At 70.1% G+C, this 23,473-nt stretch carries 21 protein-coding genes and 1 pseudogene; 16 read left to right on the top strand and 6 right to left on the bottom strand.

Annotation, left to right across the window (positions count from 1 at the left end; all coding sequences use genetic code 11):
• The first annotated feature begins 659 nt into the window (after window positions 1–659).
• A complete protein-coding gene (locus DI624_RS08440) occupies window positions 660–2,063 on the top strand; it encodes a Do family serine endopeptidase (RefSeq protein WP_291537343.1) in 1,404 nt (467 codons plus the stop codon).
• A 252-nt stretch (window positions 2,064–2,315) separates the two neighbouring features.
• On the opposite strand, the gene DI624_RS08435 is transcribed toward DI624_RS08440, so the two are convergent.
• Window positions 2,316–2,738 carry a VOC family protein gene (locus tag DI624_RS08435; RefSeq protein WP_291537340.1) on the bottom strand — a complete coding sequence of 141 codons (423 nt, stop codon included), beginning with the start codon at window positions 2,736–2,738 and terminating at the stop codon, window positions 2,316–2,318.
• A 75-nt stretch (window positions 2,739–2,813) separates the two neighbouring features.
• Between DI624_RS08435 and DI624_RS08430 the strand changes: the two are divergent.
• From DI624_RS08430 to DI624_RS08395, 8 genes and pseudogenes are all read left to right on the top strand, one after another.
• Window positions 2,814–4,107: pseudogene (locus DI624_RS08430) on the top strand (replication-associated recombination protein A).
• Complete coding sequence (locus tag DI624_RS08425; protein ID WP_291537339.1) at window positions 4,100–4,834, top strand: DUF72 domain-containing protein; 735 nt, start codon at window positions 4,100–4,102, stop codon at window positions 4,832–4,834. The pseudogene DI624_RS08430 and the gene DI624_RS08425 overlap by 8 nt, the downstream one beginning before the upstream one ends.
• Window positions 4,831–5,556: an RluA family pseudouridine synthase gene (locus DI624_RS08420; protein WP_291537338.1), complete on the top strand. Its 726-nt coding sequence runs from the start codon at window positions 4,831–4,833 to the stop codon at window positions 5,554–5,556. Before DI624_RS08425 ends, DI624_RS08420 begins: the two co-directional genes overlap by 4 nt.
• Before the next feature lie 51 nt (window positions 5,557–5,607).
• Window positions 5,608–6,096 (top strand): hypothetical protein, encoded by a 489-nt coding sequence (locus DI624_RS08415; RefSeq protein ID WP_291537337.1) that lies wholly within the window; start codon window positions 5,608–5,610, stop codon window positions 6,094–6,096.
• A gap of 40 nt (window positions 6,097–6,136) precedes the next feature.
• Entirely contained in the window at window positions 6,137–6,532 is a 396-nt protein-coding gene (gene crcB / locus DI624_RS08410) for a fluoride efflux transporter CrcB (RefSeq protein WP_291537336.1), read from the top strand.
• Window positions 6,529–7,566, top strand: coding sequence for an RluA family pseudouridine synthase (locus DI624_RS08405; protein WP_291537335.1), 1,038 nt, complete (start codon window positions 6,529–6,531; stop codon window positions 7,564–7,566). The genes crcB and DI624_RS08405 overlap by 4 nt, the downstream gene beginning before the upstream one ends.
• Entirely contained in the window at window positions 7,566–9,086 is a 1,521-nt protein-coding gene (locus tag DI624_RS08400) for a putative 2OG-Fe(II) oxygenase (RefSeq protein ID WP_291537334.1), read from the top strand. Before DI624_RS08405 ends, DI624_RS08400 begins: the two co-directional genes overlap by 1 nt.
• 17 nt (window positions 9,087–9,103) lie before the next feature.
• Entirely contained in the window at window positions 9,104–9,856 is a 753-nt protein-coding gene (locus tag DI624_RS08395) for an ATP12 family chaperone protein (RefSeq protein WP_291537333.1), read from the top strand.
• 10 nt (window positions 9,857–9,866) lie between these two features.
• Here the strand turns inward: DI624_RS08395 and DI624_RS08390 are convergent, their stop codons facing one another.
• A complete protein-coding gene (locus DI624_RS08390; RefSeq protein WP_291537332.1) occupies window positions 9,867–10,634 on the bottom strand; it encodes a pseudouridine synthase in 768 nt (255 codons plus the stop codon).
• Between the two features lie 206 nt (window positions 10,635–10,840).
• On the opposite strand from DI624_RS08390, the gene DI624_RS08385 reads away from it, so the two are divergent.
• The gene (locus DI624_RS08385; protein WP_291537331.1) at window positions 10,841–11,854 is read left to right on the top strand and encodes an FAD-binding oxidoreductase; all 1,014 of its coding nucleotides are present in this window, start codon (window positions 10,841–10,843) and stop codon (window positions 11,852–11,854) included.
• Here DI624_RS08385 and DI624_RS08380 read toward each other — a convergent pair.
• Complete coding sequence (locus DI624_RS08380) at window positions 11,851–12,588, bottom strand: TonB family protein (protein ID WP_291537330.1); 738 nt, start codon at window positions 12,586–12,588, stop codon at window positions 11,851–11,853. The genes DI624_RS08385 and DI624_RS08380 overlap by 4 nt on opposite strands.
• Window positions 12,589–12,757: 169 nt before the next feature.
• On the opposite strand from DI624_RS08380, the gene DI624_RS08375 reads away from it, so the two are divergent.
• Together DI624_RS08375 and DI624_RS08370 are read left to right on the top strand one after the other, a co-directional pair.
• A complete protein-coding gene (locus DI624_RS08375) occupies window positions 12,758–13,555 on the top strand; it encodes a transglycosylase SLT domain-containing protein (RefSeq protein ID WP_291537329.1) in 798 nt (265 codons plus the stop codon).
• 88 nt (window positions 13,556–13,643) lie between these two features.
• Window positions 13,644–14,783: a DUF2336 domain-containing protein gene (locus tag DI624_RS08370; RefSeq protein ID WP_291537327.1), complete on the top strand. Its 1,140-nt coding sequence runs from the start codon at window positions 13,644–13,646 to the stop codon at window positions 14,781–14,783.
• A 64-nt stretch (window positions 14,784–14,847) separates the two neighbouring features.
• Here DI624_RS08370 and DI624_RS08365 read toward each other — a convergent pair whose 3' ends face one another.
• From DI624_RS08365 to DI624_RS08355, 3 genes are read right to left on the bottom strand one after another with little or no spacing between them, the layout of a single operon-like run.
• Window positions 14,848–15,324: an Hpt domain-containing protein gene (locus tag DI624_RS08365; RefSeq protein ID WP_291537326.1), complete on the bottom strand. Its 477-nt coding sequence runs from the start codon at window positions 15,322–15,324 to the stop codon at window positions 14,848–14,850.
• A 60-nt stretch (window positions 15,325–15,384) separates the two neighbouring features.
• On the bottom strand, window positions 15,385–16,179 hold the full coding sequence (locus tag DI624_RS08360; protein WP_291537325.1) for an NAD kinase: 795 nt from the start codon (window positions 16,177–16,179) through the stop codon (window positions 15,385–15,387).
• Between the two features lie 31 nt (window positions 16,180–16,210).
• A complete protein-coding gene (locus tag DI624_RS08355) occupies window positions 16,211–17,338 on the bottom strand; it encodes a DUF2336 domain-containing protein (protein ID WP_291537324.1) in 1,128 nt (375 codons plus the stop codon).
• 177 nt (window positions 17,339–17,515) lie between these two features.
• On the opposite strand from DI624_RS08355, the gene DI624_RS08350 reads away from it, so the two are divergent.
• From DI624_RS08350 to DI624_RS08335, 4 genes are all read left to right on the top strand, one after another.
• Window positions 17,516–18,280, top strand: a complete 765-nt coding sequence (locus tag DI624_RS08350; protein WP_291537323.1) for a class II aldolase/adducin family protein — start codon at window positions 17,516–17,518, stop codon at window positions 18,278–18,280.
• 164 nt (window positions 18,281–18,444) lie between these two features.
• Window positions 18,445–19,047 carry a hypothetical protein gene (locus DI624_RS08345; RefSeq protein ID WP_314187352.1) on the top strand — a complete coding sequence of 201 codons (603 nt, stop codon included), beginning with the start codon at window positions 18,445–18,447 and terminating at the stop codon, window positions 19,045–19,047.
• 113 nt (window positions 19,048–19,160) lie between these two features.
• Window positions 19,161–20,264 carry an efflux RND transporter periplasmic adaptor subunit gene (locus DI624_RS08340; RefSeq protein ID WP_291537322.1) on the top strand — a complete coding sequence of 368 codons (1,104 nt, stop codon included), beginning with the start codon at window positions 19,161–19,163 and terminating at the stop codon, window positions 20,262–20,264.
• A complete protein-coding gene (locus DI624_RS08335) occupies window positions 20,264–23,470 on the top strand; it encodes an efflux RND transporter permease subunit (protein WP_291537341.1) in 3,207 nt (1,068 codons plus the stop codon). The genes DI624_RS08340 and DI624_RS08335 overlap by 1 nt, the downstream gene beginning before the upstream one ends.
• Window positions 23,471–23,473 lie beyond the last annotated feature (3 nt).

Genomic DNA, 23,473 nt, shown 5'->3' with positions numbered 1-23,473 from the left:
CGGGTCGGCGGGGTCTGCGAAACCCCGTCCCGAGTGCGGCCGAGTATCCCCCTCGACCCTCCGACGGCGCACCGTGTGTCGCCGCCGGCGCGGGCCGTTGCAGACCCGCTCCCGTTCCATCCGCTCCCGCCGCCGCAAGGTCGCAGGCCAGGCGAGCCCTCCACGCGACGAGACGGCTTTAGAATACGCGCGTTTCGAAGGGGGGATGGGAGATGGGGGAGATAATTCGACAAGCAGTTGGATTCGCTGGGAATGCACCAGGCGCATTGTGATGGCTGGCATTGAAACCCGTCATCCTCGGCCTTGTGCCGAGGATCCATAATCCCGGTGTCCGCCGCCGTGCCCCGACCTTTGAGACCGAGCGTATGGATCCTCGGCACATGGCCGAGGATGACGAGATGGTGGGCGAGAATGACGGGCGGGCGCCGGGATGACGGTGCGAGGATGGGGTTGCGGTGCGGCCGACACATCGCTTCGGCGCCGCCCTGGTCCAGGCGCTTCGCCTGGTCGGAGGATGACGAAGGCGACTGAGCGCACGAGGGGCTTCAAGAACGCGGGAACGGCCTGACAGCTTGGCCGTTTAAACGGCGTAACGCCTTGATCCAGCCCGAAACCGGGTGCGGTATGGCGTGGCTTTAAGCCTGAATTCTCGGATGACGATGAAGACCCGATCGATCTTGCTCGCCGCCGCCTTCGCCCTGTCGGCCTGCGGCAATCCCCAACCGTCCAAGGCGCAGGAGGGCGAGTTCGCCCAGCCGACCCGCAACGTCCCCAGCGATGCGGCCGGGATGAAGTCCAGCTTCGCGCCCGTGGTGCGCGCGGCGGCGCCGGCGGTGGTCAACATCTCCGCGCGCAGCGTGCAGCGGGTCCAGGTCGATCCCTTCTTCCAGCTGTTCGGCGGCGGCATCCCTCAGGCGCGGGTGGCGGAATCGGTGGGTTCGGGCGTCATCGTCCGCTCTGACGGGATCGTGGTGACGAACAACCACGTCATCGACGGCGCCCAGCAGATCAAGGTGGTGCTGAACGACCGGCGCGAGTTCCCGGCCACCGTCATCCTGGCCGACGAACGCAGCGACATCGCGGTGCTGAGGCTGGAGAACGTCGGCGACCGGCTGCCGGTGCTGGCCATCGACGATCAGGAAGAGCAGCAGGTCGGCGATCTGGTCCTCGCCATCGGCAATCCGTTCGGCGTGGGCCAGACGGTGACGAACGGCATCATCTCGGCCCTGAACCGGACCGAGACCGGGATTTCAGACAGCGGTTCGTTCATCCAGACCGATGCGGCCATCAACCCCGGCAACTCGGGCGGGGCGCTGGTGGACATGGACGGCGATCTGATCGGCATCAACACCGCCATCTTCTCGCGATCCGGCTCCTCGGCCGGGGTCGGGTTCGCCGTGCCCGCGGCCATGGTCAAGCGAGTGGTCGATTCGGCCCTGGGCGGCGCCAAACAGGTCGTTCGGCCCTGGCTGGGGGTGAAGGGGGACAGCGTGACCGCCGACATCGCCGGCAGCCTGGGCCTGAGCCGGCCGCAGGGACTGGTGGTCACGGAGGTCTACGCCAACGGACCCGCAGCGCGGGCGGGCGTGCGCCAGGGCGATGTCATCACCGCCATCGACGGCCAGGAGATCAACGACCAGGCCGGGCTGAACTATCGCGTCGGGTCCAGAAATCCGAACGACCAGGTGCAGGTCGCCATCCTGCGCGACGGCCGGGCGCAGACCCTGACGGCGCGGGTCCAGCCCCTGCCGGGCGACGCCGACCCCAAACAGGGCGTGATCATCACCACGGGTCCCTTCGCCGGCGCCGAGGTGGTGGCCCTGAATCCGGCGCTGGCCGACCGTCTGGGCGGCGATCCGTTCGCGACGGGCGTCATCGTGACGGGCGTCTCGGGGCGCGGCTATGCGGCGCGGGCGGGCTTTCGCCAGAACGACCTGATCGTCAGCATCAACGGCCGCCCCATCGCCTCGGCCCGCGACATCGAAGCCGCCGGCGCCGGCCGGGGTCCATGGGAGGTCGTCATCAACCGAGGCGGCCGCCAGATCCGGGGCGTGTTGCGTTAACTCCAGGTTAGGCACAGTCCGCAGTTGTGGCAATGTTGAGCTATGAGCGAGCCAACGATCTTCGAACTTTTTATTTGGAACGGTTGGCCTTGCCGTTTTCGTGATCGCCGCTTGGAAACTGGCGTCGTGGCTTGCTCGGAGAGGCCACGTCGTTCGTCCGCTACCTGGATGGATCAACAGATGACGAAGATCGAAAAGGCGACGGAGGAGAAGAAGCGCGCCGAGAGCAGGCCCGATAGGGACTGACAAGCCTCAGCCCTTCGTCGGGCCGCCGATGGACCAGGTGTGGCCGAAGGGGTCGCGCAGGACGCCGTAGCGGTCGCCCCAGAACTGGTCGGCCATGTCCATGACGGGCTCGGCGCCGCCGACGACCAGGGCGCGGGTCCACCAGGCGTCGGGGTCGGCGACCTGGAGGTGCAGGGTCACGCCGGCCGGGCGCACGTCGGACTGGCCGGTGTATTCGGGGAATTCGTCGTTCAGCATGACGCTGGCGCCATTGATCTTCAGATGGGCGTGGATCAGCCGCTCTCCGTCGTCGGCCAGGCGCCGGTCCAGAACCTGGGCCCCGAAGGCGATGATGTAGAAGTCCACCGCCGCCGAGGCGCCGCGCGACGGAATGGTCAGATGGGGCGTCACGCCGGAGGTCGGGCCTTGATCGGTGCGGGCGTCGGTCATGAAGGCGGTCTCCGTATCGGGACGCGATACTAGCGCGTGAAAAGCCGAAGGCGAACGCCTACATAGGTCGCACCCATGAGCGATCTGTTCGAAGCCTCCGGCATATTGCCGCCCGACGCCCCGCTGGCCGACCGCTTGCGCCCGCGCACCCTGGACGAGGTGGTGGGGCAGGATCATCTGCTGGGACCGGGCGGGCCGATCCGGCGCATGATCGAGGCGGGGCGGCTGGGGTCGATGATCCTGTGGGGGCCGCCCGGCACCGGCAAGACCACCATCGCGCGGCTGCTGGCCCAGGCGGCGGGCTATGAATATCAGGCGATCAGCGCGGTCTTCTCCGGCGTCGCGGACTTGAAGAAGGCGTTCGAGGCGGCCAGGGTGCGTCGGGCGGCGGGGCAGTCGACCCTGTTGTTCGTCGACGAGATCCACCGCTTCAACCGCGCCCAGCAGGACGGCTTCCTGCCCTTCGTGGAAGCGGGCGTCGTGACGCTGGTCGGGGCCACGACCGAGAACCCCAGTTTCGAGCTGAACGGGGCGCTGCTGTCGCGCAGCCAGGTCTATGTGCTGAAACGGCTGGACGATCCGGGCCGAGGCGCACATGGACCGGACCCTGCCGCTGACGCCCGAGGCGCGTCAGGCGATGCTGGCCCTGGCGGACGGGGACGGGCGCTATCTGCTGACGATGTCGGAGGTGCTGTTCGACCTGCCGGAAGGCGAACGGCTGGACGTGCAGGGTCTGGCGGGCGTGCTGCAACGCCGGGCGCCCGCCTACGACAAGAGTCGAGAAGAGCACTACAACCTCATATCGGCCCTGCATAAATCGGTGCGGGGGTCAGACCCGGATGCGGCGCTTTACTGGCTGGCGCGGATGCTGAACGGGGGCGAGGACCCGCTGTATCTGGCGCGGCGGATCGTGCGGATGGCGGTGGAGGACATCGGCGAGGCGGACCCGCTGTCGATCCTGGTCGCCAATGCGGCCAAGGACACCTACGATTTCCTGGGCAGCCCCGAGGGCGAACTGGCCCTGGCCCAGGCGGTGGTGCATCTGGCCACCGCGCCCAAGTCGGTCGGCGTCTATGAAGCGTTCAAGGCGGCCAAGAAGGCGGCCTATGAGACGGGCTCGCTGATGCCGCCGGCTCATATCCGCAACGCCCCGACCAAGTTGATGAAGCAACTGGGCTACGGCAAGGGCTATCAATACGATCCCGACACGCCCGAAGGCTTTTCGGGCGCGAACTTCTTCCCCGACGAGATGGAGCGACGCACCTTCTATAAGCCCAAGGGCGAGGGGCATGAGGAGAAGGTCAAGGCCCGCCTGGAACGCTGGGCCGCCATGCGGGCGCGGATGGCGGATCAGGGCGGCGATGCCTGAACTGCGGCTGGGGACGGCCGGGTGGAGCGTGCCGCGCGAGGTCGCCGAACGTTTCGCCGGTCCCGGCACGCATCTGGAACGCTATGCCCGGACGATGAATGCGGTCGAAATCAACAGCAGCTTCTATCGACCGCATCGGCGAGCCACCTATGCGCGCTGGGCGGCCTCGACGCCGCCGGACTTTCGCTTCTCGGTGAAGACCCCGCGCGTCCTGACGCAGGAACAGCGGCTGCGCGAGCCGGAGGCCGGGTTGGATCGGTTCGCATCCGAGGTCGAGGGGCTGGGCGACCGGCTGGGGGCGGTGCTGGTCCAGACGCCGCCGTCGCTGGTTTTCGATGAAGCCGATGCTATCCGTTTCTTCGACGCGGCGGCGGCGCGTCTGCCCGTTCCGATCGCCTTCGAGCCCCGCCACGCCAGCTGGTTCGCACCGGAAGTCGACGCCTGGCTGAAAGACCGCCGCATCGCGCGGGTCGCGGCCGATCCGGCCCCGGTCGCGGGCGCGGATGCGCCGGGAGGATGGCGGGGGCTGACCTACATCCGTCTGCATGGCGCGCCGCGCATCTACTATTCGGCCTATGCGCCCGAGGCCCTGGCCGCGACGGCCGCGAGGGTTCTGCGCGAATCCGCGGTCGCGCCGACCTGGTGCGTGTTCGACAACACCGCCGAGGGATACGCCCTGCCGAACGCCTTGACCGTCATGGCGGCGTCGGGCCAAGAGCCGCGATGACTTCGAGAACGCCCGTCGCCCTGTCCGAGGACGAGATCGCCGCCGTCCGGTCGTGGGTGATCCACGAGGACGCGCATATCATCGCCTTCTCAAAGCCCAGCGGCCTGTCCAGCCAGGGCGGGCGGATCAAGGCCCATACGCTGGACGACCTGCTGTGGGCGTTCGCGCGGTCGAACGGAAAGCGGCCGGAACTGGTGCATCGGCTGGACCGGGACACGTCGGGCGTGATCCTGGCGGCCAAGACCAAGCCGGCGGCGGGATTTCTGGGCAAGGCGTTGCAGATGCGGCGGTTCCGCAAGTCCTATCTGGCCCTGCTGTCGGCGGCGCCCGAGCCGCGATCCGGCACGGTCGATGCGCCCCTGCGCCGCGAGGAGATCGGGCGCGAATCCTATATGCGGGTCGTCGCCTTCGACGCGCCCGGCGCGCAAGGCGCACAGAGTCGATACCGCACCTTGGGCGCCAGCGATCACGGGGCGGTGGTCGAGCTTGAGCCGCTGACCGGACGGATGCACCAGTTGCGGGTGCATATGGCGCATCTGGGCCGTCCGCTGATCGGGGACGTGCGCTATGGCGGCGCCCTGACCACGCCGGTCGGACCGGCGCCGCGCCTGATGCTCCACGCCGCCAGGCTGAGCTTTCCGCATCCCGAAGGCGGGACGACCTCGATCGAGGCCACGCCGCCGGACGATTTCAAGACGCTGCGGACCAACCTGGGGCTTTGAGCGGAACGCTTGAGCGCCAGCGACGCTATCTGGATCGAAGGAGACGACGTCATGAAGCGCCTCGCCATTCTCGGCCTCGCCGCATCGACCCTGGCCCTGACGGCCTGCGCCAGCCTGGCGCCCTATGGAGCGCAGCGGGGTCCCGGCGGCCAAGGCTATTCCGAACAGCGGATCGAGAGCAATCGCTACCGCGTCACCTACAATGGCGTCGGCGCGGCCGGGCGGGTCGCCGACTGGGCGCTGGTGCGGGCCGCCGACCTGACGACGGAACAGGGCTATGACTGGTTCGAGGTGACGCAGAGCTGGACAGACGGCCGTCCGGGCGGCGCGGGCGGCGTGCGGCCCAGCGTCTCCATCGGCGGCGGAACCAGTCGATACGGCGGCTATTCCGCCTCGGGCGTCGGGGTGGGCGTCGGCCTGAACTTCAGCGGGCCGCAACCGACATCGACCACGCTGGAAATCGTGATGGGACGCGGCGCCAAGCCCGACAGCCCCTATGCCTACGATGCGCGTTCGGTGCAGGGGTCGATTCCCCGCTGACCATCGCTTTCGGTGCGCGCGGCGTATAAAAGGCCGCACGATGACACGTTTTCTTCTCGTCGCGGCCGGCGGGGCCATCGGCTCGATGGGGCGCTATGGGCTGGGCCTCGCCGCCGGCCGATGGGCGCCGAACGCCGGATGGCCGGTCGGCACCTTCGCCTGCAATGTGATCGGCGGCCTGTTGATGGGTCTTCTGGTCGGCTGGCTGTCGTTCCGTGGCGGTGCGCAGCAGGAGACGGTGCGCCTGTTCGCGGCCGTCGGCGTGCTGGGCGGGTTCACGACCTTTTCGTCCTATTCGCTGGAGGCGGCGCAGATGATCGAGCGCCGCCAGATCGGCCTGGCCTCGGCCTATGTGATCGGCTCGTCGGTTCTGGCCATCACGGCCCTGTTCGTGGGCCTGGCGATCGCGCGACGCGCCTTTGGAGCTTCCGTTTGACCGACCAGCCGTCCGCCCCCCAGTCTCCAGCCGACGCCCCCAAGCGCGAAGTCCTGACGCTCTATGTCGCCGAGGACGAGGACGGCATCCGCCTGGACCGCTGGTTTCGCCGGCGCTGGCCGCACCTGTCCAACATCCAGGTGCAGAAGATGGCCCGCAGCGGCCAGATCCGCGTCGACGGCGCCCGGATCAAGCCCGAAGGCCGCCTGACCGCCGGCGCCGCCGTGCGCGTGCCGCCGATCCCCGACGACACCTCGCGCCAGGCCGGGGACGTTCACACCCTGTCCGAACAGGACATCCGGTTCGCCAAGTCGCTGGTCCTCTACGAGGACGACATGGTCATCGCCCTGAACAAGCCGCACGGCCTGGCCGTGCAGGGCGGCACCAAGACCAGCCGCCACGTCGACCGGCTGCTGTCGGCCTGGGGCGAGGGGCTGGAGCGGCCGCGCCTGGTCCACCGGCTGGACCGCGACACCTCGGGCGTGCTGTTGCTGGGCAAGGGGCCGGAGGCGGCCAAGCGGCTGGCGGGCGCGTTTGCGCGGCGTCAGGCCAAGAAGACCTATTGGGCCATCGTCATCGGCAATCCGAAACCCTATTCCGGTCAGATCGACATGCCGCTGAAGAAGACCGGCATCAACGACTTCGAGATGATGCGCCCGGCCGATCGCAAGGATCCGCGCGCCGAACCGGCCGAAACGGCCTTTTCGACCATCAGCCGCGCCTCGCACCGGGCGGCGTGGATGGCGCTGAGGCCCTTCACCGGACGGACGCACCAACTGCGCGCCCATATGGCGGGGATCGGTCATCCGATCCTGGGCGATCCCAAATACGGCGACGAGAAATCACGCGAACTGTCCGGGGCGCTGAAGCTGCAACTGCACGCCCGCAGCATCGAACTGGATCACCCGCGCGGCGGCGTCCTGAAGGTGACGGCCCCGCTGAGCCCCGAGATGAAGGCCGGCTTCGCCCATTTCGGTTTCACCGAGGACGAGGCCGAGGACGATCCGTTCCTGGGCGTGAAGCGAATCCGGTGATGTCGGGCGGGCAGGTCGAGGTCGAACGCGCGCAGGTCGAACGGGCCCATGTCGAATGGGCTAGGGGCCTGGCCGACGCCGGACGGCTGGACGAGGCGCTGGCCCTGCTCGAGCCGACGACGGCGCGGGCGGATGCGCCCTGGCAGGCCCTGTCGGTTCATGCCGACATCGCCAAGCGGGCCGGGCGACTGGCCGATAGCGCGGCCCTGTCGCAGCGTCTGGTCGCGGCGCGGCCCCAAAGCGTGCCCGCACGGCACAATCTGGCGTCCACCCTGGGCGACATGGGACGCGCGGCCGAGGCGGAGACCGCCTGTCGCCAGGCGATGGCCATAGGCGGCGATGCGCCCGAGACCTGGCTGGTGCTGGGCCGGGCGTTGCAGGCCCAGAGCCGGTTCGACGGGGCGGAAGACGCCTATCGCCAGGCCCTGGCGCGCCGAGCCGGCTACGAGGAGGCGCTGCGGGACCTGAGCCAACTGATCTGGATGCGCGACGCCGACCTCAACGCCGCCGTCGCGCCGTTGGACGTCGCCATCGCGGCGGCGCCGGGTCAGGCGGGGCTGCGGCGGATCAAGGCGCGGCTGCTGGAATATGCGGGCGAGATCGAGGGCGCCTATCGGACCCTGGTCGGAGGGGCTCTGGACGGGCCGGGCGAGTTGGCGGCGGCGCAGGCCTGCCTGGCGCTAGACCCGAGGCGAGCCCTGGACCATGCTAACAGAGCGGCGGCCCTGGCCGGCGGGGCCGTGCCGGCGGTGATGGCGACCCAGGCCGAATGTCTGTTGGCGCTGGGGCGGGCCGAAGCGGCGCTGGAGCCGATCGCGGCGCTGAGGGCCAGGGAGCCGCTGAACCAGCACGTCCTGGCGCACCAGGCGACGGCGTGGCGGATGCTGGGCGACCCACGCTATGGACAGCTTTACGACTATGACGCCTTCGTGCGGCCCTATCGGCTGGCGACGCCGGTGGGGTGGGCGACGCTGGAAGACTATCTGGCTGATCTGGCCCAGGCGCTGAACGCCCTGCATACGCTGAAGACCCATCCGGTGGGGCAGTCGCTGCGGGGCGGGTCGCAGACGGCGGCGTCTCTGACCCAGAGCGACCATCCCGCGATCCGGGCCTTCTTCACCGCCATCGACGCCCCCATCCGCGCCTATATGAAGGCGGTGGGGCAGGGGGATGATCCCTTGCGCACGCGCAACACCGGCGAATATCGCATCAAGGGTAGTTGGTCGGTGCGGCTGAGGCCCAACGGCTTCCATGCCGACCATATCCATTCGGACGGCTGGCTGTCCTCGGCCTGCCACATCGCCTTGCCGCCGGCGATCACAGGCGGGACGGGCGAGGGGCGCGAGGGCTGGCTGCGGTTCGGGGCGCCGCCGAGCCTGCCAGGGTTGAAGGCCGAACACCATGTCCAGCCGCAGCCGGGGACGCTGGTGCTGTTTCCCTCCTATATGTGGCACGGCACCCAGCCGTTCGGCGGCGAGGCGTCGCGCCTGACGCTTGCCTTCGACATCGTGCCGGCCTGATTTTCGACGGAGTTTCCATGACTGACCAGCCGACGCCGCATCGCCCGCGCTTCGTGGAGCTGTCGCCCGACCGCATCGCCCGATTCTGGACGGCGGCGGACGTGGGACCGCATGCGGGGGGCGGCTGGGCGGTGCTGCTGGACGGGCGCACGCCCAGGACGCCGGACAAGGCGCCGCTCGTGCTGCCGACGCCGAGCGCGGCGCGGCTGGCGGCGGCCGAATGGGCCGCGCAGGGGGAATTCCTGGATCCCGCCACCATGCCGGCGACGCGACTGGCCTCGACCGCCATCGACCGGATCGGCCGCGCGCGAGAGGCGGTGGCGGACGAGATCGCGGCCTATGCCGGGTCGGACGTGGTCTGCTACCTGGCCGAACATCCGGCCGCGCTGGTCGAGCGGCAGGCGCGCGAATGGGGGCCGTGGCGCGACTGGGCCGCGCGCGAGCTGGGGGTCGCGCTGGAGCCGACCCGCGGCATCGTTCATCGGCCGCAGCCGCCCGAGGCCATTGCGCGGGTGAAGGCCCACGCCCTGACGCTGGACGACTTCCGCCTGACCGGTCTGGCGACGGTCGTGCCCCTGCTCGGGTCGGCGGTGCTGGCGCTGGCGGTCGAGCGGGGGGCGTTGACGGGGGGCGAGGCCTTCGACCTGTCGCGGATCGACGAGGCGTTCCAGGAAGATCAGTGGGGCGTCGACGCCGAGGCCGAGGAGCGGACCCAGGCGCGGCGCGCCGAGGCGACGTTGTTGGATCGCTGGTTCAGGGCGCTGGACTGAAGGTCCGTTTTCAGCCCGCCGAGGCCGTGATCAGGGCGGTGCGCTCCTGATCGGTCAGGTGACGCCAGCGCCCCTCGGGCAGGTCGCCTAGTTCGAGCGGGCCGATGCGGATGCGGTGCAGGTCCACGACTTCCAACCCGACCAGGTCGCACATCCGGCGGATCTGGCGATATTTGCCCTCCTTCAGGACGAAGCGAAGCTGCTGCGGCCCCATCTGGGTGACGCGGGCGGGCTTCAGCGGCTTGTCGTCCAGCGACAGGCCGTGGCGCAGGCGGTCCAGCCTGGCCTCGGTGACGGCGCCTTCGACGACGACGACATATTCCTTGTCCAGTTCGGACTGCGGGCCGATCACGGCCTTGGCCACCACGCCGTCGGACGACAGCAGGAGGAGGCCGCGCGAATCCTCGTCCAGCCGGCCGATGGGGGGCAGGGAGGCGTCGCGGGCGGGGGTTTCGCCCCCGCCGATGCGGTTCTGGGATTTCAGCAGGCGCGCGGCCGGGGTCTTGCCGGGGTCGGGCTGGCCCGAGACGAAGCCCACCGGCTTGTGCAGCACCAGGGTCATGCCGGACGCCAGGGCGGCCTGGGCGGTGTCGTTCAGGGTCAGGGTCTCGCCCGGCTGAATCCTGCGACCCGCGTCGGTGACGGTCTGGCCGTCGATGGCGACCAGGCCGTCGGCGATCAGGCCGTCGGCCTCGCGCCGGGAGCAGACGCCGGTCTGGCCGAGCCATTTGTTCACGCGGACGGGCTCGTCGCCGTCATAGGTGCGGGTGAAGGCCATGCGATGAACCGGCAGTCTCGTTGTGGATGCGCGCCAGGCCGTCCTCGGAGAGGCCGAGTCGGCTGATGGCGGGTTGTAGCCCTCCGCCGCCGCGGGGTCGACGCCAGTCGTAAGGGCGGCCGTGTTCCGGGCGTCGGCGACGACCTGGCGGCGAAACGGGCGCGCAGCCCTTGCATTGAGGGCGGCGGGGGCCGATCAGACAGGCCGTGACGTCTTCTCCCCCCATCGTGATCGTCGGCGCGGGCGTGCTGGGCCTGTGCGCCGCCGTCGAACTGCGTCGGCGCGGCCGATCGGTCGTGGTGGTCGATCCCGGCGAAACCAACGCCTCGGCGGTCGCGGCGGGGATGATCGCCCCGGCGATGGAGGCGGCGATAGATGCGGCGTCGCCGGCGCACGCCGCCCTGTTGCGGGCGGGGCGCGACCTGTGGCCGGACTTCGCCCAGGCGGCGGGGATCGTGCTGGCGCGACGGCCGGCGGAATGGCGCGGCGGCGATGCGGCGGGAATGGCGGCGCGGATGCGGGCCCTGGGCTTCCAGGCGCGGCTGGACGGCGACCGGGTCGTCACCGATGAGGATTGCCAGGTCGATCCCGGCCAGGCGCTGGCGGCGATGCGTCGGACCCTGGGCGAGGCCGTCGTGGCCGGCCGGGTCGAGGCGGTCGCGCGCGCCGACGACGGATGGCGCGTCACGACGGCGGACCGGACGCTGGACGCCCAGGCCCTGGTGCTGGCGACAGGGGCGGACGGCGCCCCGGCGGGCCTGCCCGAGGCGGCGCGTCGGCTGATCGAGGCGATCCAGCCGATCCGGGGCCAGATCGGAATCACGAAACAGTCCCTGGCGGACCATGTGGTCCGCGGGCCGGGCGCCTATGTCGCGCCAATGGGGCCGGGCGCGGTCGTGGGCGCGACGATGGAGCCAGGACGGCGCGACACGGCGCCGGACGCGGCGGCTGGCGAACGCCTGTTGCAGGCGGCCTGGCGGGTGCTGAACCGGACGCCCGGAACGCTGGAGGTCGAATGGCGGGCCGGGGTGCGCGGGGCCAGTTCTGACGGCCTGCCGCTGGCCGGCGCCGCGCCGGGCGGGCCGGGACTGTTCATGGCCCTGGCGCCGCGACGAAACGGCTGGCTGCTGGGGCCGCTGATCGGCGGCGTGGTCGCCGATGCGATCGAGGGGCGGGCGGCGTCGCCGCACGCCCGCGCCCTCGATCCCGGCCGGTTCTAGCCCTCCATCGCGAAACGGACGGTGAAGTTGACCGTGGCGCCGCCGACCGCGCGGCCGTCGACGGTGCGCGGATTCATGCGGAAGTCGCGCGCCAGGCTCATGGCGGCCCGGCCGAAGCCGGCCCCGGCGGGCGTCTCGCTGGCCACACGGCAGGCGGTCAGGGCGCCATCCGCGCGCACCGCGCAACTGAGGCCCACGGCCCCTGCCAGACCGCGATCCGCCGCCCGCGCGGGATAGGCGCGCGCCATCTGGGCCGCCGACGGGCGCGCGGCCCAGGTCGGGTCGTTGATGACCGAGGGGCGCGGCGGCTCGGCCTCGGTCGTTCCGGTTCCGCCGGGAACGCCCGTGGTCGCGGTGGAGACGACGACCGTCTGGCCGGGCTCGCCCGAGACCGTCGTATCGGGCGCGACGAAGGGCGACGGGACGTCGGTCGGCAGGACGACGGCCGGCTTGTGCACCGGCGTGGGCGGCGAAGGCGCCGCCTGGCGTTCCAGCGGCGGGTCGATCGGCTTGGGCCGAGGCAGGTCCAGGACGACGGTGGTCGCCGGCGGCGCAGGAACCGGTTCCGGCTCGGTCAGTTCGAAGCGTTGACTGTAGAGCACCACCCCGGCCCCGACGTGCAGGACGACCGACACGCCGATGGCGGCCAGCATCCAGCGCGGGATGGGTTTCTTGCGTTCCCCGAAGTCGATGGGGCTGATCAAGCCGGGTCCGCCGGCTGCGCGCATCATCATGGTCTGACTTCCCTCGTTCACCGCCCCCGCAGCGCCCGTAAGGTGAAGTTGAGCGCGCAGGTTGTGGCGGCTTTGCGGCGCGGCTGTCGCGTTCGACCCGACGTCGATCCGTTAACGCGGTCGTTAAGGATTAGGGATTGGTTAACCACGTTCGCCGACCATCGCGCGCATGAGCATAGGCGCGATTCCATCGGCAGGCGGCGTGGAGGCGGCGATCCGGCGCGCCTCGACGGCCGTGGGCGTGGACTACGACTTCCTGGTCAAGACCGCGCGTCGCGAAAGCGCGATGAACCCGTCGGCCAAGGCCCCGACCTCGACGGCGGCGGGCCTGTTCCAATTCATCGAACAGACCTGGCTGGGCACGGTCAAGCAGCATGGCGCCCAGCATGGCTACGGCCAGTACGCCGACCTGATCCATCGCGGATCGGACGGGCGTTGGCGTGTCGAGGGATCGGCGCGCAACGTGGTTCTGGACCTGCGGTTCGACCCGCACGCCGCCTCGGCGATGGCGGCGGAGCTGACCGCGTCGAATGCGGCCTATCTGCGCGGACGAACCGGCAAGGAGCCGGGGGCAGGCGATCTGTACGCCGCGCATTTTCTGGGACCGGCGGGGGCGGCGGACCTTATGCAGGCGATGGACCGCAACCCGGGCGCCAGCGCGGCCTCCATGTTCCCCCAGGCGGCGCGCGCCAACCGCAGCATCTTCTATCGCGACGGACGGGCGGCGACGGTCGCCGAGGTGCACGCCAATCTGCAGCGCACGGCCGGCGAAGGCGCGCCCGCGGCGGGGGCGGGCGACACCCGTTATTCCACCCCCGGCCTGAGCGACCAGGACCAGATGCTGGCCGCGCGGCTGGACCGGCTGAAACAGGATCAGGGGCTGCTGGCCCTGCTGCTGGGCCAGGACGGGTCGTCCAGCAGCGGCTTCGGCGGCGCTTTCTCGCCGATGGGCAAGCAAACGACCTGAGTCGGTGAAATTCAACCGATGGTAAACCGCCCATTAAGCATGGCAGTCTCATTTTGGGATCACGATCCGATTCCCTGACGAGCCGTCCATGACCGCCTATCGCGCACGCCTGACCGAAGTGGACATTCGTCGCCTGATCAAGGCGGCCGACGACGACGAGCGCGCGCAAGCCGCCCACAAGCTGTGCCGCAATATGGAACGCGCCGAACTGGGCGAGGAAGACCGCGCGGCGGCCCAGAAGATCCTGCGCCTGCTGGCCAATGACGCCGCCGAACTGGTGCGGCGGGCCATGGCCGTCACGCTGAAGGCGTCGGACCTGATCCCCAACGACGTGGCGCGCAAGCTGGCCGGCGACCTGGACAGCATCGCCCTGCCGATCATCGCCGCCTCGCCCGCCTTCAGCGACGAGGACCTGATCGAGATCGTGCGCGCCGGTTCGGTCGTCCGGCAGGTGGCGGTTGCGGGCCGGGCGCGCGTGTCGCGCGACGTCTGCGACGTGTTGGCCGGCGAGGGGTGCGAGCAGGCGGTGCGGACCCTGGCGGCCAACGACAACGCCGACCTGTCCGAGGCGTCGCTGGCCGTGGTGGTCGAGCGGTTCGCCGAGGCGCCGGACGTGCTGACCGCCGTCGCCTACCGTCAGGTCCTGCCGCTCGACGTGACCGAACGGCTGATCCAGCTGGCCAGCGATACGGTGCGTGAACACCTGATCAGCCGCCACGCCGTGGCGCCCGAGACGGCGATCCGCCTGGCCCAGTATGCGCGTGAACGCACCACCGTCGATCTGATCGACCAGGCGGGCGCCAGCGCCGACCTGGCCGCCTTCATGACGCAGCTGAACGCGCGTCGGGTGCTGAACGCCTCGCTGCTGCTGCGCGGCCTGGCGCGGGGGCAGATGGCGATGTTCGAATACGGCCTGGCCGAGCTGGCCAATACGCCGCATCAGCGCGCCTGGCTGATGGTGCACGACGCCGGGCCGCTGGGGCTGAAGGCCATCTACGACCGCGCCGGCCTGCCGCCGCGCCTGTTCCCGGCCTTCCGCGCCGGGGTGGACACCTGGCGCGCGCTGGCGGCCGAAGGGATCGACACGTCCAGCGAGCTGTTCCGCGAGCAGATGCTGGAGCGGTTCCTGACCCAGCGCCCGAACGTGCTGCGCGACGACCTGGCCTATCTGATGGAGCGGCTGGACCAGTCGCCGTCTGCCGCCTACGCCGCCGCCAGCGCCGCCTGAGCGCCGAAAGCACGAAAAAAGCCCGCCGAAGGGCGGGCCGCTTCCTTTCGCGTTCGCGCGCCGGTCAACCCGCCAGATGCTCGGCCACCCGCTCCTCCAGCGTCTCGGCCAGGGCGCGGCCGGTGGGATGTTCGTCGGTCTTGATCTGGTCGCGGACGACGGCGCGGATGGCGTCGATATGGGCGTCCAGCACGGCCAAGGGGGCCGACATCCGCCGCTCGGCGTCGTCCAGCAGCCTGCACAGCGAGCCGGCGATGCGCGTGACCAGCGGATATTCATAGGTCGTGCCCAGCCCTTTGAGGTCGTGAGCGCGGAAATACAGGGCCTCTGCGGTGGCGGGGATGTAGCCGTGTTCGCGGATGTCGGCCTGGGCCTTGTCCAGCTTGACGATCTCGTCGTTCAGCCATTCGCCGAACTGAGCCGACATGGCCTTCAGCGCCTCTTCGGCCTTGGCGATGGCGTCGGCGTTGATGCCGAATCCGCCGCCGACCTTCAGACGCAGGGCGTTGGTGGGAGGAGTGATCTGCGCCGGGTTGCTCATGGCGGGCTCCATTGAACGTCGATCCAAATTACGGAAACAGGCTTAAGAAGCCGTCACCAGTCAGTTGGCGAATTGCTCGGCCATCACCCGTTCGTCGAACGACCGGCCGGCGTCGAACAGCATGGTCAGGGCCACGTCGCGGCGTTCGCGCACCTCGACGCGGGCGACGCGGCGGACCTCGAAATTGTCGGCAGTGGCCGAGACCGGGCGTTTGTCGGCCTCCAGCACGTCGAAACGCACCCTGGCGCCGTGCGACAGAAGCGCGCCGCGCCAGCGCCGGGGCCGAAAGGCGCTGATCGGCGTCAGGGCCAGAATGCGCGCGTCCAGCGGGATGATGGGGCCGTGAGCGGACAGGTTGTAGGCGGTCGATCCGGCCGGGGTGGCGACCAGGCAGCCGTCGCACGACAGCTCCTCCAGGCGCACGCGGTCGTCGACGGTGATGCGCAGCTTGGCGGTCTGGCGGGTCTGGCGAAGCAGGGAGACCTCGTTGATGGCCAGGCCGGTGTGGACTTCGCCCGCCTCGGTCCAGGCGTCCATCTGCAAGGGGTGGATGACGGTCTTCGCGGCGGTGGCGATCCGCTCCAGCAGTCCCTGTTCCTCGTAGTCGTTCATCAGGAAGCCGACCGAGCCGCGGTTCATGCCATAGACAGGCGCGCGGCGACGCAGGTTGCCGTGCAGGGTCTCCAGCATCTGCCCGTCGCCGCCCAGAGCCACGATGACGTCGGCCTCTTCGGCGGGGACGGCGCCGTAGCGCGCGATCAGGGCGGCCCGCGCGGCTTGCGCTTCGGGTCGGTCGCTGGCGACGAAGGCCAGGGCGGGGGGCGTCGCGGTCGGAGAAGGCCGGGTCTGGTTCACGGCGCGACGTGAGCCGAGCTTGGCGGCGAAGTCAAACGATCACGGGGTTTTCCATCATCTGACGAAAGGCGCGCGAGGCGGAATGGGCGTTCATCGGCGTGGCGGTCCAGCCCCCCTCGCCCGGCAGGCCGCCGCTCAGCTTGCGGACCTCGACCAACAGGGAGGCGAAGACGGCCTTGTCCACGCCCACGGCGATGCAGGCCAGATACAGGGGTTCGGCCGTGGGCGCGCGCACCGCATGATAGACCTGGGCGTCGCTGAAGCCGCCAAGGGCCGCCAAGGCCTGTTCGAACAGTTCGAAACGCTGTTCGCGCAGGGCGCGGACCAGCAGGCCGGGGCGAAGCTGGCCGGCGGCCTGAAGCTTGTCCACCAGGCGGCGTTCCATCTCGACGCGCTCGCGGTTTTCGGCCAGGCGGCCCGCGGGCGCCCCGCGCCATTCCGGCGCGCCCACGGCGACCGTCGCGGCCTGCTGGACGGCGGCGTTCAGATGGGCGTCGTCGATGCGGAATCGTTCGCCGATGGACTGGCGCAGGGCCTGGCCCACCCACTGATAAAGCTGCTGGGCCAGGGCTTCGTTCAGGCGGGGATGGCGGGTCAGCGGCGCCCGCAGGCCCGCGATGCGGCGCGACTGGTCGACCAGCCGTCGCATGGCCGCCTCGCCGATGTCGGCGGTCCGGTTCGACGCCAGGGCCGTCATCGTCACCGCCTCGCCCCGGTCGACGATCGCGTCGCACACGGGGCCCGAAAGCCGCGGTCTGCGGGCCACCGCGATCTGATGCTCCAGCGTCGCCTCGATCAGCAGGCGGATCAGGTCGGCGTCCTTCAGCAGCGGGCTGGCCGCGATGACGGGGCGGGCGATGTCGATCTCGTCCAGCGCCAGCATGTTGACCAGGGCCGGCGGCGCCCATTCCGCGTCGGCGATGCGTTCGGCCAGGGCCAGCCGGATGTCGCGTTCGGCCTGGGCGGCCAATGTCAGGAAGATGTCGCTGAGCAGGGGGGCGACGTTCGGCGGCGGCGCGGCGGCCTCGCACAGGCCCGTGACCTTGAGCAGGAGGCGCTGGCGATCCTCGGCCGAGCGGCTGCGCGCCAGGGTCAGCATCTGGGTCATGGTCCGGTCGTCCCAGGTGTCCCGGGCCGGCTCCAGTTGAACGACAGACACAGCGGCTCCCGAACCGTCGATGAACCCTTCGACCATAGGTCCGGCGTAGTGAAGGCCGAGTTAACCAAGCCCCGATGCGTCGCCTCGACGTGGCGTCAGCCGGGCGAACACGGCTTGACGCCGCGGCGCGCGAGGAAGACGGTTCGGCCAACGCCCACACAGAGGCAGGAGGAAACCATGGCGGACGGTGCGAATCCCTCGATCAAATCCCGCGTGTCGGAGGCCGAATGGCAGGCGCGCGTGGAACTGGCGGCGCTTTATCGGCTGGTGGCGCTGCACGGCTGGGACGACATGATCTTCACCCACATCTCGGCGCGCGCGCCGGGGCCGGAGCATCATTTCCTGATCAATCCCTACGGCTTCTATTTCGACGAGATCACGGCCTCGTCGCTGGTGAAGGTCGATCTGGAGGGGAATATCGTCCAGGACACGACGAATTTCATCAATCCGGCGGGCTTCACCATCCATTCGGCGGTCCATGCCGCGCGAGAGGACGCGAAGTTCGTGATCCACCTGCACACGGTGGACGGCGTGGGCGTCGCGGCCCAGGCCGAAGGCCTGCTGCCGATCAGCCAGAACGCCTGTTTACTACAGCACCAGGTTGCGTATCATGGCTATGAGGGGTTGGCCCTGAACCATGACGAACGCGAACGTCTGGTCGCCGATCTGGGGGACAAACCGCTGATGCTGCTGCGCAATCACGGCACGCTGGCGGTCGGGGAGACGGCGGCGCAGGCATGGATCGGCATCTTCTTCCTGGAGCGGGCCTGCGCGCAGCAGATCGCCGCCCTGTCGGGCGGGCGCGAGCATGTGCTGCTGGCCCCGCAACAGGCCCAGGCGGAGACCAGAGAGCAGGGGCGGGGCATCGGCTTCATTTCGGCCCTGGCCTGGCCAGGCGCGCTGCGCCAACTGGATCGCAAGTCGCCGGGCTACGACGCCTGATAACGGCGGCGGCCGCAGCGGCGGGATGCGTCCTGTCCGTCTCGGTCGCCCAGCCGGTCGCGGCCGGCGCCTGGGTCCAGCCCAAGGGACAGGGCCAGGCCATCGTCAAATATGAGCGGTCGCGCGCCGACAGCGGGTTCGATCCCTCCGGCGGCGAACAGCCCTTGCCCGCCGTCCGACGCGACGCGCGTCTGGGCCTGTTCGCGGAATATGGCGTTACGGAGCGGCTGACGCTGCAGTTGAAGGCCGACTGGCAGGCGGGCGAGGACGCCTTCGTCGATTACGAAGGTCGCGGCCCTGTCGAGATCGGCGCGACCTGGCAGGTGTGGCGCGGCGGCCGCAGCGCGGTCAGCCTCTACGGCGGCTACGCCCGCGCGGGCGAGGGGCGCAACGCCGACTATGCGCCGCCGGGCGTTGGCGAACACGATTGGGAGGCGCGGCTGTCGGCCGGTCGGTCGATGAGCCGCCGCTGGGGCATGGATCAGACCTTCGTGGAGCTTCAGGCCGCGCGCCGCCTGCGCGACGGTCTGCCGGACGAGACGCGCATCGACGCGACGGCCGGCGCCCGCTTCGGCCGCGACTGGATGGCGCTGGGCCAGGCCTTCGGCGGGGCGGCGGACGGGGGCGCGCGCTGGCTGTCGCTGGAGGCGTCGGTGGTGCGCGACCTGGGGTCCTGGAGCGTGCAGGCGGGATGGAGACAAACGGTCGCAGGACGCGAGACGCCTCTGGCGCACGGGCCGGTCGTCGCGATCTGGCGTCGTTTCTGACGCATATTTCCGCGACGGAAATCGCAGCCGCACACGTTACTGTTAGATTACGTTGCGCACGCCGCATTAGCCGGTAATGCATGCGGCGTCCCCCCGTTCGAGAGTCCCGCTGCGTGATCAAACGTCACTTTTTCCTCGTCGCCGCCGCCGTCCTGCTGGCGTTGATGGTCGTCGCCGCCGTGTTCAAGGTGATCACCTCTGACGACAAGTCGAGCCAGGCCCCGGGCGCCGGCGGGCGGCATGGGGGCCAGCAGGTGTCCGAGGCGGTCGTGGCCGTGCGGCCCTTCTCGGATCAGATTCGGGTGTTGGGCGTCGCGCGCGGCCAGCGGTCGGTCAACGTCACCTCGTCCACCACGGAGCTGATCACCCGCGTCCTGTTCGCCGACGGCCAGCTGGTGTCGGCGGGCGCGCCCCTGGTCGAACTGCAGGCGCGCGAGGAGGACGCCGCCATCATCGAGGCCCGGGCCAACGTCAATCAGGCCCAGCGCGAGTACGATCGCTACAAGGCTCTGGCCGACCGGGGCGTGGCGCCCCAGGTCATGCTGGAACAGGCCGAGACGGCGCTGGAGACGGCGCGCGCCTCGCTTCAGGCGGCGCAGGCGCGGCGGGGCGACCGTGTGATCCGCGCGCCCTTCGCGGGCCGCGTGGGCCTGACGACCGTGACGCCAGGCACCCTGATCAACCCCGGCGCGGTGATCGCGACCCTGGACGACACCTCGACCATCCGCGTCGATTTCCCGCTGCCCGAGCGCTATCTGAACCTGTTGCGGCCCGGCGCGCCGATCACGGCGACGGCCGACGCCTATGGCGATGCGCCGTTCCAGGGGCGGATCGCCCTGATCGACACCCGCGTCAACGAGGCGACCCGCGCCGCCACGGCCCGCGCCGAATTCCCCAATCCCGGCGGACGCATCCGCCCCGGAATGCTGCTGCGCGTCGTTGTCCAGCAGGGCCAGCGCCAGACGCCGGCGGCGCCGGAAGCGGCGGTGCAGTACGAAGGCGCCGGCGCCTTCGTCTATCGCATCGCGCCCGGCCAGAACGGTTCGACCGCCCAGCGGGTCGAGGTTGAGACCGGCGCGGTCGAGAACGGCTTGGTCGAAATTCTGTCGGGCGTGGAGCCGGGCGAGCGGATCGTCGGTTCGGGCCTGAACCGCATCCAGCCCGGCGCCCCCGTCAGCGTCGCGGGCGCGCAGCGCAAGTCGGGCGCCGCCCAATGATGCTGTCCGACGTCTCGGTCCGGCGGCCCGTCTTCGCGGCGGTCGCCGCCATCGTCCTGTGCGTCATCGGCGCGGCGGCCTTCTTCTTCCTGCCGGTGCGCGAGCTGCCGGACGTCGATCCGCCGGTGGTGTCGGTCAACACGACCTATGCCGGGGCCTCGGCCGAGGTGATCGAGAGCCGGATCACCGAGCCGGTCGAACAGCAGATCGCCGGCATCCAGGGCGTCGAGCGCATCACCTCGACCAGCCGCGACGGCCGATCCAGCGTCAACATCGAGTTCGCGCTGGACCGCAACATCGACGACGCCGCCAACGACGTGCGCGACCGGGTCAGCCGGGTCGTGGGCAACCTGCCGGATCAGGCCGATCCGCCGGAGGTGGCCAAGGCCGATTCCGACAGCCAGCCGATCATCATCGTCTTCCTGCGCTCGACCAGCATGGATCGGCTGCAACTGACGGACTACGCCGACCGCTATCTGGTCGACCGGATGGCGACCGTGCCGGGCGTCGCCCAGGTCAACATCTTCGGCGAGCAGCGCTATTCGATGCGGATATGGCTGGAGTCGGCGGCGATGGCGGCGCGGGGGCTGACGGTCAACGACGTCGAGACCGCCCTGACCAACCAGAACGTCGAACTGCCGGCCGGTTCGCTGGAATCGACGGACAAGGACTATACGGTTCGGGTGGCGCGGACCTATGCGCGGCCGGACGACTTCCGCCAGCTGCCCATCGGCACGCGCGGCTCGGCCTCGACCTCCGCCACGGTCGCGACGGGCACGGGCAGCGGCTCCGCGGCCATCATCCAGGGGCAGCCCACCTATGTGACCCGCCTGGGCGACATCGCGCGGGTGGAAGAGGCGCCGGAGGAAAATCGCCGACTGTTCCGCGGCAACGGCATGGATCAGATCGGCCTGGCCGTGACGCGCCAGGCCCAGTCCAACGACCTGGCCATTTCCGACGGCGTCCACCAGATGATCGAAGAGATCCGGCCCAGTCTGCCGCCCGGCGTGACCATCGAGGTCGGATCCGACAACTCGGTCTTCACCTCTCACGCCATCGACGAGGTGTGGATCACCATCGGCATTTCGATGGCCCTGGTGGCCCTGGTCAACTTCATCTTCCTGGGCAGCCTGCGGGCGGCGCTGATCCCGTCCATCGTGGCGCCGATCTGCCTGCTGGCCACCTTCATCGTCCTGGCGCCGCTGGGCTTTTCGCTGAACCTGCTGACCCTGCTGGCTCTGGTGCTGGCCATCGGCCTGGTCGTGGACGACGCCATCGTGGTGGTCGAGAACATCCAGCGCCGCCTGGATCACGGCGAGCCGCCGCTGGTCGCGGCCGAGCGGGGCGCGCGCCAGGTCTTCTTCGCCGTCGTGGCCACGACCATCGTACTGCTGTCGGCGTTCGCGCCGCTGCTGTTCCTACCCGGCTATGTCGGGCGGTTGTTCGTGGAGCTGGCGGCGGCCATCGCGGCGGCCGTGGCCTTCTCGGCCTTCCTGGCGCTGAGTCTGTCGCCGATGCTGGCGTCCAAGATCCTGAAACCCGCCCAGGGCGGCGGCTGGGTGGCGCGCAAGGTGGACTGGGGCATGGACCGGCTGAAGTCGTCCTATTCGCGTTCGCTGGACATGCTTTTGGGCCGCCGGATCGCGGTGGTCGGCGTGGGCGCCCTGATCCTGCTGGTCGCGGCGGGGGCGGGGGGCATCTTCATGCTTCTGCCGAACGAACTGGTGCCGGACGAGGACCGCGGCCGGGTCACGGTGCGCGTCGCCGGGCCGGAAGGGGCCGGGTTCGACTATACCCGCAAGATCATGCTGGGGCTGGAGCCCCTGCTGGCCGAATACAAGGCCAGCGGCGAGGCGGACAGCTATCTGGTGTCGGCGCCCGGCTTCGGCGGCGGCAGCTTCAACTCGGGCAACGCCGTCCTGACCCTGTCGGACTGGTCCGAGCGCGACCGCACGGCCGCCGAGATCGCCCAGGAGCTGAACGGCAAGCTGAGGACCCAGACCGGGGCCCAGGTCAACGCCTCTACGCCCGGCGCCTTCCAGAGGGGCGGCGGCAATTCCAACTCCATCGAACTGATCGCCACGGGCACGGACTACCAGCAGATCTACAACTGGCTTCAGCCCGTCCTTGCGGCGGCCCAGGCCAATCCTGGATTTTCGCGGCCCCGGTTGAACTACGAGCCGAACTCGCCGCGTCTGCTGGTCGACGTCGATCCGCAGAAGGCGGCGGCGCTGGGCGTGTCGGCCCAGTCCATCGGGCGGACGCTGGAGACCATGTTCGGCTCCCGCCGCGCCACGACCTACATCAAGGGCGGCCAGGAGTACGACGTCATCCTGCAGACCGACCGCGACAACCGGCGCGAGGTGGCGGACCTGGAGGCCCTGTATGTCGCGACCGGCAGCGGGCAGCTGGTGCCGCTGTCGGCCGTGGTCACGACCAAGACCAGCGGCGACACGCCGGATCGTCGCCGGCTGGACCGGCAGCGGTCCATTTCGCTGCAGGCCGATCTGAACCCCGGCACCACCATCGACGACGCCGTGCAGTTCCTGCGCGCCGAGGCGGCGAAACAGCCGCAGGGCGGCGTGGTGGTGCAGTGGGGCGGGGCGGCGCGCGACCAGCAGGAAGCGGGCGGCGCGGTCATTGCGGCCTTCGGCCTGGCGCTGCTGCTGGTCTTTCTGGTGCTGGCGGCCCAGTTCGAAAGCTGGATCACGCCGGCGGTCATCATGCTGACGGTGCCGCTGGCGGCCGCCGGGGGGCTGTTCGGCCTGTTGATGGCGGGGTCCAGCCTGAACATCTACAGCCAGATCGGCCTGATCATCCTGATCGGGGTGGCGGCCAAGAACGGCATCCTGATCGTCGAGTTCGCCAACCAGCTGCGCGACCAGGGCCGGTCCATCCGCGAGGCGATCATAGAATCGTCGTCGCTGCGCCTTCGGCCCATCATCATGACCTCGATCGCGACCGCCTTCGGCGCCTTGCCGCTGGTGCTGTGGCAGGGGGCGGGGGCGGGCAGCCGCCAGACGATCGGCGTGGTGATCTTCACCGGCGCCATCTTCGCGACGGTGCTGACCCTGTTCGTCGTGCCGGTGATCTATGGCGTGCTGGCGCGCTTCACCAAGTCGCCGGAATGGACCGCCCGCAGGATCGAGGCGTGGGAGGCCCAGGAAATGCGCGACGGCGGCGAGAAGCCGATCCCCGAAAGCTGATCG

The organism is Brevundimonas sp. (assembly GCF_003248455.1).
Taxonomy (GTDB): domain Bacteria; phylum Pseudomonadota; class Alphaproteobacteria; order Caulobacterales; family Caulobacteraceae; genus Brevundimonas.
This window is presented reverse-complemented; position numbering and strand designations above follow the sequence as displayed.

What these genes read in the sequence shown, in the direction of transcription:
- DI624_RS08380 (WP_291537330.1), bottom strand. Translation starts at nt 12,588, where the DNA reads ATGATGATGCGCGCAGCCGGCGGACCCGGCTTGATCAGCCCCATCGAC.
- DI624_RS08335 (WP_291537341.1), top strand. Translation starts at nt 20,264, where the DNA reads ATGCTGTCCGACGTCTCGGTCCGGCGGCCCGTCTTCGCGGCGGTCGCC.
- DI624_RS08415 (WP_291537337.1), top strand. Translation starts at nt 5,608, where the DNA reads ATGAAGCGCCTCGCCATTCTCGGCCTCGCCGCATCGACCCTGGCCCTG.
- DI624_RS08375 (WP_291537329.1), top strand. Translation starts at nt 12,758, where the DNA reads ATGAGCATAGGCGCGATTCCATCGGCAGGCGGCGTGGAGGCGGCGATC.
- DI624_RS08400 (WP_291537334.1), top strand. Translation starts at nt 7,566, where the DNA reads ATGTCGGGCGGGCAGGTCGAGGTCGAACGCGCGCAGGTCGAACGGGCC.
- DI624_RS08440 (WP_291537343.1), top strand. Translation starts at nt 660, where the DNA reads ATGAAGACCCGATCGATCTTGCTCGCCGCCGCCTTCGCCCTGTCGGCC.
- DI624_RS08425 (WP_291537339.1), top strand. Translation starts at nt 4,100, where the DNA reads ATGCCTGAACTGCGGCTGGGGACGGCCGGGTGGAGCGTGCCGCGCGAG.
- DI624_RS08390 (WP_291537332.1), bottom strand. Translation starts at nt 10,634, where the DNA reads ATGGCCTTCACCCGCACCTATGACGGCGACGAGCCCGTCCGCGTGAAC.
- DI624_RS08395 (WP_291537333.1), top strand. Translation starts at nt 9,104, where the DNA reads ATGACTGACCAGCCGACGCCGCATCGCCCGCGCTTCGTGGAGCTGTCG.
- DI624_RS08420 (WP_291537338.1), top strand. Translation starts at nt 4,831, where the DNA reads ATGACTTCGAGAACGCCCGTCGCCCTGTCCGAGGACGAGATCGCCGCC.
- DI624_RS08435 (WP_291537340.1), bottom strand. Translation starts at nt 2,738, where the DNA reads ATGACCGACGCCCGCACCGATCAAGGCCCGACCTCCGGCGTGACGCCC.
- DI624_RS08365 (WP_291537326.1), bottom strand. Translation starts at nt 15,324, where the DNA reads ATGAGCAACCCGGCGCAGATCACTCCTCCCACCAACGCCCTGCGTCTG.
- crcB (WP_291537336.1), top strand. Translation starts at nt 6,137, where the DNA reads ATGACACGTTTTCTTCTCGTCGCGGCCGGCGGGGCCATCGGCTCGATG.
- DI624_RS08350 (WP_291537323.1), top strand. Translation starts at nt 17,516, where the DNA reads ATGGCGGACGGTGCGAATCCCTCGATCAAATCCCGCGTGTCGGAGGCC.
- DI624_RS08370 (WP_291537327.1), top strand. Translation starts at nt 13,644, where the DNA reads ATGACCGCCTATCGCGCACGCCTGACCGAAGTGGACATTCGTCGCCTG.